15 protein-coding genes are annotated in these 17,080 nt (G+C 58.9%); 13 read left to right on the forward strand and 2 right to left on the reverse strand.

Annotated elements, in window-relative coordinates; all coding sequences use genetic code 11:
* The first annotated feature begins 193 nt into the window (after window positions 1-193).
* A complete protein-coding gene (locus tag IEW09_RS00625) occupies window positions 194-754 on the forward strand; it encodes a DUF2059 domain-containing protein (RefSeq protein ID WP_188552242.1) in 561 nt (186 codons plus the stop codon).
* Window positions 755-895: 141 nt separating this feature from the next.
* On the opposite strand, the gene IEW09_RS00630 is transcribed toward IEW09_RS00625, so the two are convergent.
* Entirely contained in the window at window positions 896-1,069 is a 174-nt protein-coding gene (locus tag IEW09_RS00630) for a hypothetical protein (RefSeq protein WP_188552243.1), read from the reverse strand.
* A gap of 184 nt (window positions 1,070-1,253) precedes the next feature.
* On the opposite strand from IEW09_RS00630, the gene rpmI reads away from it, so the two are divergent.
* The 4 genes from rpmI to IEW09_RS00650 all read left to right on the forward strand — a co-directional run bounded on the left by rpmI (window position 1,254) and on the right by IEW09_RS00650 (window position 4,301).
* Entirely contained in the window at window positions 1,254-1,451 is a 198-nt protein-coding gene (gene rpmI, locus IEW09_RS00635; protein ID WP_035350027.1) for a 50S ribosomal protein L35, read from the forward strand.
* A 195-nt stretch (window positions 1,452-1,646) separates the two neighbouring features.
* Window positions 1,647-2,036, forward strand: coding sequence for a 50S ribosomal protein L20 (gene rplT, locus IEW09_RS00640; RefSeq protein WP_188552244.1), 390 nt, complete (start codon window positions 1,647-1,649; stop codon window positions 2,034-2,036).
* Window positions 2,037-2,160: 124 nt separating this feature from the next.
* Window positions 2,161-3,546 (forward strand): FAD-binding oxidoreductase, encoded by a 1,386-nt coding sequence (locus IEW09_RS00645; RefSeq protein ID WP_188552245.1) that lies wholly within the window; start codon window positions 2,161-2,163, stop codon window positions 3,544-3,546.
* Window positions 3,543-4,301 carry an SDR family oxidoreductase gene (locus IEW09_RS00650; RefSeq protein WP_188552246.1) on the forward strand — a complete coding sequence of 253 codons (759 nt, stop codon included), beginning with the start codon at window positions 3,543-3,545 and terminating at the stop codon, window positions 4,299-4,301. Before IEW09_RS00645 ends, IEW09_RS00650 begins: the two co-directional genes overlap by 4 nt.
* A gap of 56 nt (window positions 4,302-4,357) precedes the next feature.
* On the opposite strand, the gene IEW09_RS00655 is transcribed toward IEW09_RS00650, so the two are convergent.
* Window positions 4,358-4,858, reverse strand: a complete 501-nt coding sequence (locus IEW09_RS00655) for a bactofilin family protein (protein ID WP_188552247.1) — start codon at window positions 4,856-4,858, stop codon at window positions 4,358-4,360.
* A gap of 148 nt (window positions 4,859-5,006) precedes the next feature.
* Between IEW09_RS00655 and IEW09_RS00660 the strand changes: the two genes are divergently transcribed.
* From IEW09_RS00660 to gnd, 8 genes are all read left to right on the forward strand, one after another.
* The gene (locus IEW09_RS00660; protein WP_188552248.1) at window positions 5,007-7,769 is read left to right on the forward strand and encodes a valine--tRNA ligase; all 2,763 of its coding nucleotides are present in this window, start codon (window positions 5,007-5,009) and stop codon (window positions 7,767-7,769) included.
* A gap of 27 nt (window positions 7,770-7,796) precedes the next feature.
* Window positions 7,797-8,681, forward strand: coding sequence for a carboxylating nicotinate-nucleotide diphosphorylase (gene nadC, locus IEW09_RS00665; RefSeq protein WP_188552249.1), 885 nt, complete (start codon window positions 7,797-7,799; stop codon window positions 8,679-8,681).
* Window positions 8,671-9,477 (forward strand): biotin--[acetyl-CoA-carboxylase] ligase, encoded by an 807-nt coding sequence (locus IEW09_RS00670; RefSeq protein WP_188552250.1) that lies wholly within the window; start codon window positions 8,671-8,673, stop codon window positions 9,475-9,477. The genes nadC and IEW09_RS00670 overlap by 11 nt, the downstream gene beginning before the upstream one ends.
* A 12-nt stretch (window positions 9,478-9,489) precedes the next feature.
* Window positions 9,490-10,335, forward strand: a complete 846-nt coding sequence (locus IEW09_RS00675; protein ID WP_188552251.1) for a type III pantothenate kinase — start codon at window positions 9,490-9,492, stop codon at window positions 10,333-10,335.
* Window positions 10,336-11,049 (forward strand): hypothetical protein, encoded by a 714-nt coding sequence (locus IEW09_RS00680; protein ID WP_188552252.1) that lies wholly within the window; start codon window positions 10,336-10,338, stop codon window positions 11,047-11,049. It abuts the gene before it with no gap.
* A gap of 8 nt (window positions 11,050-11,057) precedes the next feature.
* Window positions 11,058-12,359, forward strand: coding sequence for a 23S rRNA (uracil(1939)-C(5))-methyltransferase RlmD (gene rlmD, locus IEW09_RS00685; RefSeq protein ID WP_188552253.1), 1,302 nt, complete (start codon window positions 11,058-11,060; stop codon window positions 12,357-12,359).
* A 28-nt stretch (window positions 12,360-12,387) separates the two neighbouring features.
* Window positions 12,388-15,132 carry a ComEC/Rec2 family competence protein gene (locus IEW09_RS00690; protein ID WP_188552254.1) on the forward strand — a complete coding sequence of 915 codons (2,745 nt, stop codon included), beginning with the start codon at window positions 12,388-12,390 and terminating at the stop codon, window positions 15,130-15,132.
* A 355-nt stretch (window positions 15,133-15,487) separates the two neighbouring features.
* Window positions 15,488-16,948, forward strand: a complete 1,461-nt coding sequence (gene gnd / locus IEW09_RS00695; RefSeq protein WP_188552255.1) for a decarboxylating NADP(+)-dependent phosphogluconate dehydrogenase — start codon at window positions 15,488-15,490, stop codon at window positions 16,946-16,948.
* Window positions 16,949-17,080 lie beyond the last annotated feature (132 nt).

Raw genomic sequence — 17,080 nt, forward strand, 5'->3', positions numbered from 1 at the left:
TCTGCTAGCCCTGCAACGCCAGTGCTGTTCTCGGCACCTTTTGAACAATGATGCAGTTCTTATGGCAGAAGATGAAGATTTCGACACAGGTTCTCATCTGTCTCCTGTATGCTTCCTCTCGGCAACACACACTCAAGTCAAGCTCACCGCCGCTCCGCCTGCAAACCGGGGCTTCCATTGGAAGGAATCAGTCATGAAGTTCATTACCCGTATCCTCCTCGTATTATTCCTTGTGGCACCGGTTGCCGTTCACGCTCAGGGGACCGCCACCAGCAGCAGCAAGCAGGCCAAAGTAGAAGAGTTGCTGCAGCTTACCCACATGGACCACCTGATGAGTCAGATGATCGACCAGATGACAGCGCGCATGAAGGCGTCTGCCGACCAGCAGGCTGCCAATATGAACTTCACGCCTGAGCAAAAGACCATCTATGACGACTACCAGCAGAAGCTCAACCAGTTGCTGGCCAACTATCTGAACTGGGACAAGATGAAGCCGGTCATGGTGCAGGTCTACTCCGATACCTATACCGACGACGAGCTGAACGGCATCCTCAACTTCTATCGCTCACCCGCCGGCCAGGCGATGGTCGCCAAATCTCCTCAGCTGATGACCAAGACCATGAGTGCCATGATGCAGCAGATGGGCACGCTTCAGCCGCAGGTCCAGCAGCTCAGCAAAGAGTTCGCAGAGAAGATGCAGCAGTCGTCGGCGACGCCTTCGACACCTGATACTGCACCGGCATCCCCGAAATAACTTCGCTCGAATAAAGTTTTCTCTCTGGGTTCGGAAGAACGGAGCAGCGACAAAGACGAAATACAGGGATCTCTCCAGTGCGCCGCGCGATACAGCCGCTTGGCTCCGGTGAGATGACGCCTTGTTGCACAGGGTTATTTCCTAGTGCATCGGCTTTCCGGCGTTCCTGCGGATGTTCTCTGCTACCACCTTCAGATGTGCTTCGTTGTCCGCCTTCGTGAACGGCTTCGGCGGCGTTCGCCCGGGCAGCAGTTTCACCCGATCCGAGCTCTCGTTTAGCTCGTCCTGACTGGAATTGATCTCTTCTTTCGCCATGAATCTATGATCTCAGGAGAGCGGGATCAAGTCATTTGCCTCGATCAATCAACTGATTCTAAACAGCTTACTAGACCATAACTCGGAGAAGGGGGCGTCAGGGGCGAATCGCCTCCATCCATCGGGCTATCGTCGTATATACTCAAAGGGTTATACAAAAAGTAGCACTTCGTTAGGAACACCAATGCCAAAGCTGAAGACACACAGCGGCGCCGCAAAGCGCTTCAAGAAGACCGGTACGGGCAAATTCAAGCGCGGCCAGTCGAAGATGCGCCATATCCTCACCTCGAAGAAGACCAAGACCAAGCGTCATCTGCGCTCGATCACTCTGGTCTCTGAGGCGGATTCGGCCAAAGTCGCACGCATGATTCCTTACGCCTGAGTTTCAGGCAGGGAGTTGTCGGTTTTTCAGATCGAGCCGCTCGGCGTTAGGTAAAGCCGAAGCAAAGGGCCACTCAAAGCGTAAAGGCCCCTGGACGAACGGAAGGAAGTCCACCGAGATCTGAAGTTGCATAGCGAGTGAAGAGGCCACCTTACCTCCAGCCGCTTAAACGATGTACGCAAAAGGAGAAGCACCATGCCCCGTGTAAAACGGAGTACGAAACGCAATGACCGGCGCAAAAAGATCCTCAAGCGCGCCAGTGGTTATTTCCTCACAAAATCCAAGCTCTATCAGGCAGCGCAAGAGGCCGTCGAGCGCGGACTCATGTTCGCCTACACCGGCCGCAAGCAGAAGAAGCGGCAGTATCGCGCTCTCTGGATCGTGCGTATCAACGCAGCCTGCCGCCTCAACGGCATGAGCTACTCGACCTTCATCAACGGCCTCAAGCTGGCCGGCAACGGTTTGGATCGCAAGATCCTCGCCGACATCGCCGCCAACGACGCCGCTGGCTTTGCAGCATTGGCCGAGCAGGCCAAGGCAGCCCTGAAGCAGGCGAAGGACGCACGCGCCAAGGCCGCAGCATAAATTTACCGTATAAAAATAAGGGGCACGGCTCAGGCCGTGCCCCTTATTTTTGCAATTGATTATCCTAAGCAGCTTTTTGCAATCAGCTAACTGAACAGTTTTTGGGATCAGCTATTCTTGTCATATGCCCACAGCTTCAGGAACAACGCCAGAATTGAACTTCCGCACCCCGGACGAGCAGTTCACAGGTCAGGCGCCCTTTGAGTCCTGGGGCCGTTACCCAAACTATGACGCCAATGTCGTTCCCCTGCACTGGCAGAGCGACTACCCTGCCGTCTCCAGCGGGATGCACAACGGCGTATTGCCTGTAGGCATGGGCCGAAGCTACGGCGATGTCTGCCTGCTGAGCGGCGGCAACCTGCTGGTGACCACCGGCATGAACCGCCTGATCGCGTTCGATCCAGAGACTGGTTTGCTGACCGCCGAGGCCGGAATCACGCTGGCGCAGATCCTCGACTTCGCTGTTCCCCGAGGCTTCTTTCTTCCCGTCACGCCCGGCACAAAGTACGTTACGCTGGGCGGGGCAATCGCCAACGACATTCATGGCAAGAACCATCATGTTGCGGGAACCTTCGGCTGCCACGTCACCCAGTTTGAGCTGGTCCGCTCTGACGGCTCGCGCAAGCTCTGCTCCCGCACCGAGAATCCTGACTTCTTCGCAGCGACCATCGGCGGGCTGGGTCTGACAGGCGTGATCACATGGGCGCAGTTGCGGCTCAAGCCCATCGTGTCGCGGCTGATCGACTACGAGGGCATCCAGTTCCACGGCATCGACGAGTTTCTCGACCTTACCCGGCAGAGCCAGGACATCGAATACACCGTGAGTTGGATCGACTGCGCCTCTACCGGCAAGAACTTTGCCCGCGGCGTCTTCATGCAGGGCGACCACTCGAAGAAGCGCGACACGCTCAAGCCTTCGCCCGAGCCGAAGCTGGTCTTTCCGTTCGACGCTCCCGGCTTTGCGCTGAACCACCTTTCGGTCAGCCTCTTCAATACGGCCTTCTTCCACAAGCAGATTCACCAGCGCGTGGTTGCGGAACAGGACTATGAGCCCTTTTTCTATCCGCTGGACAAGGTGCTGCATTGGAACCGCATGTACGGCAAGCGCGGCTTGCTCCAGTTCCAGTACGTCATCCCGTGGGAACATGCTCGCGAAGGCACGATTACGATTCTCAAAGAGGTTGCGAAGTCCGGCCTCGCCAGCTTCCTCGCGGTGCTCAAGGCCTTCGGTGATGTCCCCTCGCCCGGCATGATGAGCTTTCCCAAGCCGGGTATCACGCTCGCGCTCGACTTCCCCATCAAGCCCGACAAGAGCTTTCCGCTCTTCGAACGCCTCGCCGACATGACCAGCGAGTTCGGCGGCCGTCTCTACCCGGCCAAAGATGCAGCAATGACGGCGGCGCAGTTTCAGGCCTTCTATCCGCAGTGGCAGCAGTTCGCCCGCTACCGTGACCCGCAACTTACCTCCAGCTTCTGGGAGCGTGTCACCGGAGACAAACCAGGTTTATGAATCAGATGGATACAACTCCCCGTAAAATCCTTGTCCTTGGAGCCACCTCCGGCATCGCCGAAGCTACCTGCCGCATCTGGGCCAGCCAAGGCGCTCGCCTCTTTCTGGTAGCACGTAATGCGGAGAAGCTCGCCGCAGTCGCCACTGACCTGCGTACGCGTGGCGCCAGCTACGTCGATACCGCCGTGGCCGACCTGGACAACACCGAACAACATCCAGCCCTGCTCGCCCACGCTGTAAACTCGCTGACCGGGCTCGATGTGGCGTACCTTACCTACGGCATCCTCGGCGACCAGGCCAAGGCCGAGCAGGACTTTAACACGGCTGCCCAGATCATCTACACCAACTACATGGCGCCGGTCTCTCTGCTGACATGGCTGGCAAACTTCTGTGTTCAGCGTCACGGAGGAACTCTGGCGGTCATCTCTTCTGTCGCGGGAGATCGTGGGCGCAAGTCGAACTATCTTTATGGCTCATCGAAAGCTGGTCTGTCGGCGTTTCTGGGTGGCCTGCGCAACCGCGTGGATCGCGAAGGCGTCACCGTGCTCTCCATCAAGCCGGGGCCGGTGAAGACGGCCATGACCGCGGGCATGAAGGGCAGCGAGAAGTTCGCCGACGCCGACAAAGTGGCGCAGAGCATCGTCAAAGCGATCGATAAACAGCAGGATGTCCTCTATGTGCCGTTCCAGTGGCAGCCGATCATGTTCATTATTCGCAACATCCCTGAGCGCATCTTCAAGAAACTCAATCTCTGAGTGGTAGAAACCCATGTCCCAGAAACGGGACATGGGGCACCCGTCTTTGTGCTGAACTACCGGCCCTGAATACCTTGCCCATTTGGATAGGCCGGAAACTGGTAGCGATTGCGGCGAATCATATGCACAATCAGCCAGATAATTCCGATCAGAATCAGTAACGGCGCGAAGGGCAGAATCAGCCAGAAACGGCCGGGCATAATGGTGCGGTCGCCGTGGATGGTGGCGGTCGAGGCCATGTTTGCGTTTCCGGCCAGAATGGCTACATCTCCGCCAACCCTGGTGTCATCGGCGAGGTTGATATCTCCGCCAAGGATCGCTACGTCACCTGCGATGCTCTGCGAGGGATCGACCGTAACGCTGCCGAAGAGGACTGCGACATCGCCTTTGACATCGCCATGAATTCGAACGGAGCAGAAGGCGCACGCGATGTCGCCGGCACTTTCTCCCTCCGGGACGACGATGTTGCCACCGACGACGACACGGTCCTGATCGGCATGGGCAAAGGGAGCGGAGGCTACAAGAAGGAGGGCGACGGCGAGAAGCAGTTTGGTCATAAACGTCCTCGTTGGAGGTAGTGTACGGCGACTATAGGATATGCAGCGCAGGAAAAGCGCCAGGACAGACCAGGAGCAACGTCGGCGGCCTCTGCAAATGGTTGATGCGGTACGGCGTGGACTGCTGTCGATGCTAGGCTTAAAGAACATGAGCCACGAACTGCCAAAAGCATACGATCCGTCCATTATTGAAGAACGCTGGGCCGACTATTGGGTGCGCGAGCGCCTCTTCGACGTCGCGACATCTGAGGGTACGCAGGAGGGCGTCAAGAAGTTCACCATGCTGCTACCCCCGCCCAACGTCACCGGACGACTGCACATGGGCCATATGCTCAACCAGACCGAGATGGACATTCTGACCCGCTGGCACCGCATGTCGGGCGAGGTGTCGATGTGGGTTCCCGGCACCGATCACGCCGGAATCGCCACCCAGATGATGGTGGAGCGGCAGTTAGCCAGTGAAGGCAAGAAACGGCAGGAGCTTGGCCGCGAGGCCTTTGTCCAGCGCGTGTGGGAGTGGAAGGGCGTCTACGGCGGAGCCATCCTCGACCAAATGAAGCGCCTCGGCGCTAGCGTGGACTGGGGCCGTGAGTACTTCACCATGGACGACCGTTTGAGCGTTGCGGTGAAGGAGGCGTTTGTCCGGCTGCATGAGCAGGGGCTGATCTATCGCGGGGCCTACATCGTCAACTGGGACCCGGCGATTCAGACCGCGGTCAGCGATCTCGAAGTTGAACACGAAGAGCGGCTGGGCAAGATCTATCACATTCGCTATCCGTTGGCTGACGGGTCGGGATCGATCGTAGTGGCGACAACACGGCCTGAGACGATGCTGGGCGATACGGCGGTTGCGGTGAATCCCACCGACGAACGTTACCTTGCCGTGCAGGGCAAGATGGTTCGCCTGCCGTTGAGCGGTGTGAACGGCGGCCCAGATCGCGAGATTCCGATTCTGGCCGATGACTGGGCCAAGCCCGAGTTCGGCACTGGCGCGGTGAAGGTGACTCCAGCGCACGATCCTAATGACTTCGCGATTGGGCAGCGCCACGGTCTGCCTAACCTCACCATCCTCGATGAGACGGCGCATGTGCTGTTGCCGGGCTCCACGTATCACGGGCTGGATCGCTATGCGGCGCGAACGAAGATCGTTGAGGACTTGAAGGAGATGGGCCTCCTCGAAGACATCAAGGACCACACGCTCTCCATCGGTCTCAGCCAGCGCACGGGTGTTGTCATCGAGCCGAGGCTTTCTCAGCAGTGGTTCGTCAAGATTCAGCCGTTGGCCGACAAGGCAATCGAAGCCGTCGACAAGGGCTACATCAAGTTCACGCCAGATCAGTACCGTAAGACCTACGACGAGTGGATGAAGAACATCCATGACTGGTGCATCTCGCGCCAGCTCTGGTGGGGCCATCGCATCCCGGCGTGGCACTGTGCGGCCTGCGGCGAGACGACCGTAGCTCGTGAGACTCCGGTGAAGTGCGAGCACTGCAACTCCGTCGAGATCGTGCAGGAGACTGACGTGCTCGACACGTGGTTCTCGAGCGGGCTGCTTCCCTTCACCGTCTTTGGCTGGCCGGAGAAGACTCCCGATCTGGCAGCGTTCTATCCGACACAACTGCTGGTGACCGGGTTCGACATTCTCTTCTTCTGGGTGGCTCGCATGATTATGTTGAGCTGCCACTTCATGCTGGATGTGCCCATGCCTGACGGGTCAGCGCGAACGCTAGAAAATGCCGTGCCGTTTCGCGAGGTCTACATTCACGCGCTGGTGCGCGACGCTGAGCGGCAGAAGATGTCGAAGACGAAGGGAAACGTCATCGACCCCATCGAGGTCGTAAAAAAATATGGCACGGATGCGGTGCGGTTTACGCTCGCCAGCATGGCCAGCCCCGGCACCGATATTGCCTTCAGCGAAGAGCGCACCGATGGCTATCGCGCCTTCGCCAATAAGATATGGAACGCGGCGCGCTTCCTGTTCATGCAGGTCGACCGGGCGAAGGAAGCTGGCTATAGCATGTCGATGCTTGCCGCCAGCGGCGCGGTGGCGGAGTTGCCGCAGGAGACTCCGCTCGAGACGCGGTGGATCTTCGGACGACTCAGCGCGGTCAGCGCGGAGGTTGATCGCTCGCTGGCCGACTACCGCTTCGATGAGGCGGCAGCGGCGGTCTACCAGTTCTTCTGGGGCGAATTCTGCGACTGGTATCTGGAGCTGGTGAAGCTGCGGCTGGAGTTTGGCGAGAGCACCGAGAAGAATGCGGCAACGGCGATCTCGCTGGCCTCACTGGTCGGCGTCTTCGAGGCTGCGCTGCGGCTGCTGAGCCCGTTTATGCCCTTCCTCACGGAAGAGCTGTGGCACGCGCTCTACGAAGGCAATGCGCCGGCGAAATCGATTGCGCTGACACGCTATCCGAAGGCAAGTGACTTCCCTGCGGATGAGGCTTCGGTCACTGCGATGAATACGTTGCAGGAGCTGATTGTGACGGTTCGTGGCCTGCGCAAAGAGCTTGGCGTTCCCGAAAAAGAGGCGGCGCCGATTGTGCTCCATGCCGACAACCGTACTCTGGCGCTGGCCGACGCGAATGCGGATATGCTGGCACGGCTCGCCCGCGTGGCCTCGGTCGAGTTCGCCAACGAGCCTTTGACCGGAGGCAATGCCCGCTCAACGGCCAACTTAGACGTGGCCGTCGTCTACGAGCGGCAAATTGATGTAGCTGCAGAGCGTGAGCGTTTGACCAAGGACCTAGCGAAGTTTGAGAAAGGGCTGACAGCGGCGGAGCGGCAGTTGGGCAACGAGGCGTTTATGGCCAAAGCTCCGGCACATATCGTCGAAGGGTTGAGAAAGCAGGCAGCAGAGACGAAGATGCTGCATGACAAAGCGAAGGCTGCGTTGCAGGCGTTGCCGGACTGATTCGGTGAGCGGGTTTAGGATTAAAAAATGGACTGGAAGAGCAAGCGGATACGCACAATTCTCGAAGCAGCACTGGCAGAAGACAAGGTCGCCAACGATGTAACCACGGCACTGACCATCGACAAAGGGCTGCGCGCCTCTGGCACCATCATCGCCCGCGAAGACTGCGTCGTCTCGGGGCTGGGCTGCATTCCGGTGATCCTCGACATCTTCTCCAAAATGTCAACGACGCCTCTGGGACGCTTCGAGGTAGTGAGCCATCCGGAGATCTTCGACGGCGTGAAGGTGAAGAAGGGCCAGTCGCTGGCGGTGATTCGCCACAACGCTTCGGCGATTCTTTCCTGCGAACGCGTCACTCTGAACCTGATGCAGCGCATGAGCGGCATCGCTACGCTGACCAATCAGTTCGTCAAGGCCATTGCCGGGACAAAGGCCAAGATTCTGGACACGAGAAAGACCATCCCCGGCTTGCGCTCGCTCGATAAGTACGCCGTCTGCTGCGGTGGCGGCGTGAACCACAGGCTTGACCTGCAGGACGGAATCCTCATCAAGAACAACCACATTTCGCTGGGCGGGGGGCTTCCCATCACGCTCGAGCGTGCTCTGAAAGGCCGCAAAGCCGGGCAGATTGTGCAGGTCGAGGTACGCAGCCAGCTCGAGTTGGAACAGGCCATCGCTGGAGGAGCGGAGTCGATCCTACTCGATAACATGAAGCCGGCTGTGGTGAAGAAGGCGGTCAAGCAGATTCGCGCCGCACTGCCGAACGCGCCGATCGAGGCCTCCGGCAATATGAACCTGAAGACAGTGCGCGATTACGCTTTGGCCGGCGTGGACTTTATCTCGGTAGGAGCGCTGACGCATTCGGCGGTCGCGGTCGATCTGAGCATGAAGATTACAGCAGATGTCTACTGAGAGTAGCGCCTTCGATTTAGCCGCGGTAGAGGCGACGATTGCGGGAACGCCATTCGCTGGACAGGTGCGATACTTCGCGTCGGTGGGCTCGACCAATGCACTCGCGCTCGAGGCTGCACAGGCCGGGGCACGAGTGGGCGCGTGGGTCGCCGAGGAGCAGACTGCTGGCCGCGGCCGCGGCGGCCACGGATGGCATTCCGCGGCAGGCGATGGACTTTACCTCAGCGTTCTGGTCGCGCCGCCGCTGCCGATGACGATGGCATTATGGCTTTCGCTGGCAACAGGGCTCGCGGCTCGTGAGGCGATCCTCGAGGTGACGGGGATGACGGTCGATATTCGCTGGCCCAACGACCTGCTGCTCTATCAGCGGAAGTGCGGCGGCATCTTGGTGGAAACAGCTGTCGATGCCGACATGCTTAGATATGCGGTGATCGGCATCGGCATCAATGTGAACCACGCAGGTTTTCCCACCGAGTTAGAGACGCTCGCCACCTCCCTGCGGATGGAGAGCCGCGGCAGGGTCTCGCGCGAGGATATTCTGGGCGCTCTGCTGCGGACGCTGGCAAAAGAGATTGCATTGCTGGTACAGGAGAACCGGGGCGAAATCACCGGCTCCGGACTGCTCGAGCGGTTTACCGAGGCATCGAGTTGGGTACGCGGCAAGCGGGTTAAGGTAGAGGAAGGCGGCGGCTATACTGGCGTGACGAATGGGCTGGATAGGCGCGGATTTCTGCTTGTAGACGGAGACGATGGCACCATGCATACCGTCCTTTCGGGCGGAGTTCGGGAAGGGTAACGAGGCGAGACGATGCTATTGGTGATGGATGTCGGCAACACGAATACCGTGCTGGGGCTGTATCGCCTGGCGGATGGAAGCGCTCCAAACGCGGTGGCTACAGAGCTGGTTGCGAATTGGAGAATCACCACCTGGCCGAAGCTGACGGTGGATGAGTTCGCCATACGGCTGCGAAATTTATTTGGGCTCAAAGGTCTGGAGATTGGCGTGGTGGATGGGATTGTCATCTCGTCGGTCGTGCCTCCGATGGACTCGACGCTGCGGCAGGTCTGTGAGATGTACTTCCAGGTAAAGCCGGTCTTTATCGAGCCGGGAGTGAAGACCGGGCTGCCGGTGCTGACCGACAATCCGACCGAGGTGGGAGCGGACCGCATCGTGAACTGCGTTGCAGCCTTCGAGAGATTTGGCGGACCGACGATTGTGGTTGACATGGGCACGGCGACGACGTTCGATGTGATCTCGAAGAAGGGCGAGTTTATGGGAGGCGCGATTGCGCCCGGACTGGGAATCTCGGCCGATGCGCTGTTTTCGCGGGCGGCACGGCTTCCCCGCATCAGCGTCAAGAAGCCAACAAAGATCATCGGTACGGGAACGGTCGACAATATCCAGATTGGCTTGTACTACGGCTATATCGGGTTGGTGGACGGAATTCTGGAGCGGATGATTGCGGAGCTGGGACCGGAGACGAAGACCGTCGCGACGGGTGGGTTGGCGAAACTGATTGCCGAGGGATCGAAGTATATCGGCGCAGTCGATGAGATGCTAACCCTGACCGGGTTGCGCATTGTCTATGAACGCAACCTGGACCGGCACAAGAAGCGTGGAGCGTTGCCAGAGAATAAGCAGCCGCAGAGATAGATGCAGAATTACTTCAATTACTTTACCGAGATCGAGCAGCGCTTTCAGCAGCGGCGCGGATCGTTGCTGATGTTGTCGACGCTCGACTGGGCGCTGATTGAGACATGGCGCGAGGCCGGGATTCCGCTCGAAGCGGTGTTACGCGGCATCGATAACGCGTTTGACAAGCATGACGCCAAGGCACTGCGAGCCACAGGCAGGACCCGCAAGGTAAATGGCTTGGCGTGGTGTGCGCAGAGTGTGATGGAGGCAGTGGAGCGGGCGCGCGAGGCTGCGATTGGGACTGTCTCCGCCGCAGCCGCGACTGCGGAGAGCGGCTTTGAGACAGAACGTGTGGGGCGGTATCTGGAGGCGACTGCAGCAGCTGTGGAAAGCGCTGCGCTGAATGCTCCGGCGGATGGAGTGGCCGCTGAAGTCGCGGGCCGGTTGCGGGCGCTGGCTCTGGGGCTGGTTGCTGAACCTGCAATGTCGCTGGAGGAGCTTGATCGAACATTGACCGTGCTCGAAGAAAAGCTGTTTGCGGCTCTATTGACCGCTGCTCCGGAAGATGAGTTGGTTGAGTTGAGGGAGCAGGCTGCGCGTGAGCTTGCTCCGTATAAAGGTAAGATGCAGGCGGTACAGATCAGGCAGGTGCAGCAGCAGTTTTTGCAGAAGCGGATGCTGGAGGCACGAAAGCTGCCGAGGTTGAGCCTCTTTTATATGAGCCACGAGTAACGTAACCAATGAAGTTACGAATTGAGAAAGTAGTTTACGGCGGCGCGGGGTTGGCTCATCCGGTTGAGGGTGAAGCCGCTGGCAGAGCTGCATTTGTTCCGTATACGTTGCCGGGAGAGTTAGTAGAGACCAGTGCGGCCGAGAACAAGGGCGGGGTTTTGCATGCGGAACTGGTACAGATTGTCGAGGCTTCTAGTGATCGGGTGAAGCCGAAGTGCGCGCACTTTGGGGAGTGTGGCGGATGCCATTATCAACATGCAAACTACAAAGCTCAACTTGAAATAAAGACGGAGATTTTGCAGGAGACGCTGAAGCGTGCCGGGCTGGCTGAGTTACCCGCGATCGAGGTTCATGCAGGCGAGCCGTGGGGATATCGCAACCGCATACGGCTGCGCGTTGCGAAGGTGGACGATGTGCTGCGGGTGGGATATCTGCGGCGCGGGTCGAATGATTTTTTGCCGATAGCAATGTGCCCGATTGCCGCGCCAATATTGTGGCGAGCCGCAGAGGCATTGTTGAAGCTGGCCGAGACCTCCAATGCAGCGCGGTGGATGGAGAAGATCGCCGAGGTTGAATTTTTTACCACGCAGGACGAGAGCGCTTTGCAGATGTCTCTATTTACACAGCATCGCGTTACCGGGTTCGATGCATTCTGTGAGCGGCTTCGGGAACTGCTGCCGGAGCTGGTGGGGGCAGGCATATCGATGCTGCGAGCAGAAGGCTCGCGCAGGACTGAACGTCCGCGAGCAATTGCTGCGTGGGGAGCGGAGGGGCTGAGTTATGCTGCGGCTGGAGAGAAGTATTGGGTGAGCCGCGGCGGCTTCTTTCAGGTAAACCGCTTCCTGGTTGATGAGTTAGTGCGAATTGTTGCGGCAGGCCGTCGCGGGACGCTGGCATGGGACCTGTATGCGGGAGTTGGGTTGTTTTCGCGGGCGCTGAAGACGAGTTTCGATGAGGTCGTTGCGGTGGAGGCTGCGGCGGACGATCTGGCGAAGACCTTCAAGGGCGATGGCAGGCGCGCTGTTGCAGCTACGACTGCGGAGTTTCTGCGTGGGGCTGTCGTGCAGCGGGAAAGACCTGAGCTAGTGGTAATGGACCCTCCCCGGGCCGGTGTGGGAGCGGAGGTTTGCGCGCTGTTGGGACGAGTTGCCACAAAGGAGATCGTGTATGTCTCCTGCGATCCGGTGACCTTGGCGCGTGACTTAAAGGCTCTGGTAGACTTCGGCTACAGAATCAATGAACTACATATGGTCGATATGTTTCCGCAGACGTTCCATCAGGAGACAGTGGTGGTACTCGGCCGTCCGTAATACGGTAAATGAACGGTAGATACGGTCAGTGAACAGAGCTTTAGAAGCTGGCAAATCGGGCTGTGGGCCTAATCCGAAGCTTTGGAGAGAGGCAGGGACGGAGCGGCTGCGGTTTGGGCGTGCTCCTCTGCTGGCTGCGGCGGCCTGGTTTGCGGTGGGCGAGATAATGGCCCGCAACCGGCAGCCTGCGATCGTACTGCTGATCGCTTTGGTGGCGTTGGTAGGACTGGCTCTGGCGGGACTTCGATGGTCGCTTCGAAGCGCAACCCTGGCTTTAGCCGCAATCTGGATGGTCGTGGGGATGTGGTGTGCTGAGGTGCAGCCGTCTCCGGCGCCACAGACCGCGTTGCAGAACTATGCCGATGGACTAAGCAGGCAGGTCCGAGGGCGTGTGGTCAGGGTGCGGGAGTTGCCGCCTCGTCAGAAGGCAGTCGATCAGGACAACGATCCCGCATGGTGGCTGGAGAAGGAGCCGGATGCAGCGGATGCGGTCTCGGTCGACCTCGCCGTAGAGGATGTGGAGTATCTGACTCCGGACATCTCGCGGATGGTTCCGGTTCCGGGCGGAGTTCGCGTAACGGTGCTGGCAGATGCCGGATCGCTTCCCGATCTGAAGTGCGGCGATGTGATCGAAGGGCCGATGCGGTTGAAGGTTCCAGAGCGGTATCGCGATCCCGGCGCCTGGCAATATGCAGACTATCTGCTGGCGCAGGGGCTGGGCTTTCACGCAACAGTCAAAGCACGCAAGATGACGATGCTGGGCATGGGCGCGCGCGACCTGCAATGCAGAGTGTATGCGGCGCAGAGTTGGGCATCGGACAAGATCTCGGCGTATGTGAGATCGAGCCCAAACCGGCGCATGCCGCCTACGTTGCGCTTGAGCACGGACGATGCGGGGATGCTGAACGCCATGCTCTTCGGCGACCGCACGGGGTTGAACCGGGCGCTGCGACTGGGCTTTGAGCGGACTGGGTCGTTTCACTTGTTCGTCGTCTCGGGCATGCACGTGGCGTTGCTGGCAGGGCTGGTGTTCTGGGTGACGCGGCGGCTAAGGCTAAGTGAGTGGTTGGCTACGCTGCTGACCATCGGATTGACGGCTGGCTATGCTCTGCTGACCGGCTTTGGTGTTCCGGTGCAGCGGGCCTTGTGGATGGTGGCAATCTTTTTGGTGGCTCGGTTGTTGTCGCGGGACAGGAACGTGCTGAATGCGTTGGGGGCGGCGGCACTGGGAGTGCTGGTATGGTCGCCGGGGAGCTTATTCGAAGCGAGCTTTCAGATGACGTTTCTGGCAATCATCGCTATTGGAGGGATCGCGGTTCCGCTGTGGGAGCGTGGCCCCGGAGATTATGCGCGGGCGGCGCGGCATCTTTGGGATGAGTGGGAGGATGTGCGGCTGCATCCGGAGGTGGCGCAGTTTCGCGTAATGCTGCGGGTTTGGGGTGAGGCGTTTGCAGAGCTGCTGGGACGTTGGGCGCGCGGAGTTCCGGCACTGATGGTGCGATACGGATTTTGGGCTCTGGAACTGGGGCTGATTGGAGTGATCGTGGAACTGGTGATGGTGCTGCCGATGGCAGTCTACTTTCACCGGGCCACAGTATTTGCTCTGCCTGCGAATATGCTGAGCGTGCCGCTGGTAGCGGTGCTCGCTCCCATGGCGGTGGTGACATTTTGCGCCATGCTGGTAAGCCCGGCGCTGGCGATGTTGCCGGGTGCGGCGACAGCATTTCTGCTGCATGGAATCGCAGATGTGATCGGACGCGTAAGTCAGATTCGGACGGCGGATATGCGAATCCCGGGACCGGTCTGGCCGGTTGCTCTGCTGGCTGTCGTGGGGTGGGGCTTCTGCTGCTGGGCAGTGAGGAGATCGAGGGCGTGGAGTTGGGTCGCTGTGGCTGTGCTGCCGCTGATCGCGGCGATGGTGCTGTGGCCGGAGCGCCCGGTGACTTCGCCGGGAATGCTGGAGGTGACCGCGATTGATGTAGGACAGGGAGATTCGCTGCTGGTGGTAAGCCCGGAGGGCAAAGCGATGCTGGTGGATGCGGGAGGGCCGGTGGGTGGGCCTTCTGAGGCTGCGGCGGCGAGCAGTGGCTTCGATGTGGGAGAAGAGGTAGTGGCTCCTTACCTGTGGTCTCGGCGGATTCGGCGGCTGGATGTGGTGGCGTTGAGCCATGCGCATAGCGACCACATGGGAGGGATGCCGGCAATATTGCGGGACTTCAGGCCGAGGGAGCTGTGGGTCGGAATCGATCCAGATTCAGAGGCTTATCGAGAGCTGTTGGCAGAGGCCAAAAAGTTGGGCGTTGCGGTAAAGCACTTTCATGCCGGAGAGGATCTGGTATGGGGCGGAACCGAGATCTCTATGCTGGCTCCTGAGCCGACCTACAGGAACGATGGCGCTCCGGTGAATGACGACTCACTGGTGATGCGGATGCAGTCTGGGAAGGCATCGGTGCTGCTGGAGGGCGACGCCGAGGCTCCGAGCGAGCGGGCCATGGTGGCGGATGGAAAGATGCAGCCGATGACGCTGCTGAAAGTGGGACACCACGGCAGCAATAGCTCGACCACGCCGGAGTTTTTTGCGGAGGCCGCGCCCAAGGATGCCGTGATCTCAGTGGGCAAGGGAAATACGTTCGGGCATCCCCGAGTCGAGGTGATCGACCGGATTGCAGCGGCGCATACACGGCTTTACCGAACGGATGAGTTTGGACTGACTACGTTTCTGCTGGGCCGCGACGGGGGGATTCGAGAGGTCACAGGGGCTGGAGATGAATAGACACAGATTTGCATGGATGATATCGCTTACATAAATCAGGGACCGGTAAAGGCAAGGCAGGTGATAACGTCTCTTTCCTCTTGATGAGAATCAGCAGCTCTAAAAAGACGCTGAATCTCGGCACAGAATCTGCGCTGCGGCCTATCCTATCGTTGCTTCCGTATGATAAAAAGACACCTTGGCAGGACCACTTTCCACGACGATATGGGCCGACAAAGACAGATACACATTGAGCGATGCGTATGGACGGATCGCTTTGGATGCGGACCAGTTTCCACGACGATAATGGGCCGATAAAAATAAACGCACATTGAGCGGTGCGCAGAGATGCATCGCTTTGGAGAAGGAAAAGGAAATGGCAGAAGCAACTTGTGATATTGGATTGATTGGTCTGGCAGTCATGGGCCAGAACCTTGTACTGAACATGAACGACCACGGCTACAAGGTCGCCGTGTTCAATCGGACGGTTTCTAAAGTCGATGAGTTCATCAACAATGAGGCCAAGGGTACCGAGGTTGTTGGAGCGCATTCGGTCGAAGAGATGTGCCAGATGCTGAAGACGCCGCGCCGCGTGATGATTATGGTGAAGGCAGGCGATGTCGTCGACCAGACGATCGATTCGGTGCTGCCGTATCTCGAGAAGGGCGACATTATCATTGATGGCGGCAACTCGCTGTTCACCGACTCGAACCGCCGCACGAAGGACCTTGCAGCCAAAGGCATTCTGTTTATCGGCACAGGCGTGAGCGGCGGCGAAGAGGGTGCACGTTTCGGCCCGTCAATTATGCCGGGCGGCAACAAGGAAGCGTGGCCTCATGTGAAGGAGATCTTTCAGGCCATCGCGGCGAAGGTGGAAGATGGCACTCCCTGCTGCGACTGGGTGGGTGAAGACGGCGCGGGCCACTACGTGAAGATGGTCCACAACGGCATTGAGTACGGCGATATGCAATTGATCTGCGAAGCCTACCAGTTGCTGAAGGACGGCCTCGGCCTGACTGCCGACGAGTTTGCCACGGTCTTCAACGACTGGAACAAGGGCGAGTTGGACAGCTTCCTGATCGAGATTTCGGCTGAGATCTTCGCCAAGAAGGACGATGACGGCCAGCCGATGGTCGATAAGATTCTTGACACAGCGGGACAGAAGGGCACGGGTAAGTGGACGGCCATCTCCGCGCTGGACCTGGGCATGCCGGTGACGCTGATCGGCGAGAGCGTGTTTGCACGTTGCCTTTCGGCGTTGAAGGATGAGCGTGTTGCGGCTTCGAAGGTGCTGAACGGGCCGAAGAAGGCTTTGACAGTTTCAGAGAAGGCGCAGTTCATTGAAGATGTTCGGCGTGCGCTGTACTGCTCGAAGATGATCAGCTACGCGCAGGGCTACATGCTGCTGCGTGCAGCTGAAAAAGAGATGAACTGGAACCTGAACATGGGCGGCATCGCGCTGATGTGGCGCGGCGGCTGCATCATTCGCAGCGTCTTCCTGGGCAACATCAAGGCGGCATTCGACAAGAATCCGAAGCTGCAGAACCTGCTGATGGACGACTTTTTCTCGGCTGCGCTGAACAAGTACGGCGCATCGTGGCGGAAGGCCGTCATTCACGCAATCGAGATTGGCGTGCCCATGCCCGCGTTCTCGACAGCGCTGGCGTTCTACGACGGCTACCGGACGGAGCGGCTGCCGGCGAACCTGTTGCAGGCGCAGCGAGACTTCTTTGGCGCTCACACCTACGAGCGCGTCGATAAGCCTCGCGGTGAGTTCTTCCACACCAACTGGACCGGACGCGGCGGACGGGTTGCCTCTTCGACCTATAACGCTTAGTCGTTTTGCAGGATGAATAAAGGCCTGAGGCGATTGCCTCAGGCCTTTATCTTTTTGGTGCATGGGGCAGAAGAAAGGAAGCAAGAATCTATGGGAGGGTTTTGGATATCTAACTAGATGTCGATGGAATGT

It is taken from the genome of Edaphobacter dinghuensis (assembly GCF_014640335.1).
Classification (GTDB): Bacteria; Acidobacteriota; Terriglobia; order Terriglobales; family Acidobacteriaceae; genus Edaphobacter; species Edaphobacter dinghuensis.

Excerpts from the sequence above, each read along its gene's own strand:
- IEW09_RS00625 (WP_188552242.1), top strand. The coding sequence starts at position 194 with ATGAAGTTCATTACCCGTATCCTCCTCGTATTATTCCTTGTGGCACCG.
- IEW09_RS00630 (WP_188552243.1), bottom strand. The coding sequence starts at position 1,069 with ATGGCGAAAGAAGAGATCAATTCCAGTCAGGACGAGCTAAACGAGAGC.
- rpmI (WP_035350027.1), top strand. The coding sequence starts at position 1,254 with ATGCCAAAGCTGAAGACACACAGCGGCGCCGCAAAGCGCTTCAAGAAG.
- rplT (WP_188552244.1), top strand. The coding sequence starts at position 1,647 with ATGCCCCGTGTAAAACGGAGTACGAAACGCAATGACCGGCGCAAAAAG.
- IEW09_RS00645 (WP_188552245.1), top strand. The coding sequence starts at position 2,161 with ATGCCCACAGCTTCAGGAACAACGCCAGAATTGAACTTCCGCACCCCG.
- IEW09_RS00650 (WP_188552246.1), top strand. The coding sequence starts at position 3,543 with ATGAATCAGATGGATACAACTCCCCGTAAAATCCTTGTCCTTGGAGCC.
- IEW09_RS00655 (WP_188552247.1), bottom strand. The coding sequence starts at position 4,858 with ATGACCAAACTGCTTCTCGCCGTCGCCCTCCTTCTTGTAGCCTCCGCT.
- IEW09_RS00660 (WP_188552248.1), top strand. The coding sequence starts at position 5,007 with ATGAGCCACGAACTGCCAAAAGCATACGATCCGTCCATTATTGAAGAA.
- nadC (WP_188552249.1), top strand. The coding sequence starts at position 7,797 with ATGGACTGGAAGAGCAAGCGGATACGCACAATTCTCGAAGCAGCACTG.
- IEW09_RS00670 (WP_188552250.1), top strand. The coding sequence starts at position 8,671 with ATGTCTACTGAGAGTAGCGCCTTCGATTTAGCCGCGGTAGAGGCGACG.
- IEW09_RS00675 (WP_188552251.1), top strand. The coding sequence starts at position 9,490 with ATGCTATTGGTGATGGATGTCGGCAACACGAATACCGTGCTGGGGCTG.
- IEW09_RS00680 (WP_188552252.1), top strand. The coding sequence starts at position 10,336 with ATGCAGAATTACTTCAATTACTTTACCGAGATCGAGCAGCGCTTTCAG.
- rlmD (WP_188552253.1), top strand. The coding sequence starts at position 11,058 with ATGAAGTTACGAATTGAGAAAGTAGTTTACGGCGGCGCGGGGTTGGCT.
- gnd (WP_188552255.1), top strand. The coding sequence starts at position 15,488 with ATGGCAGAAGCAACTTGTGATATTGGATTGATTGGTCTGGCAGTCATG.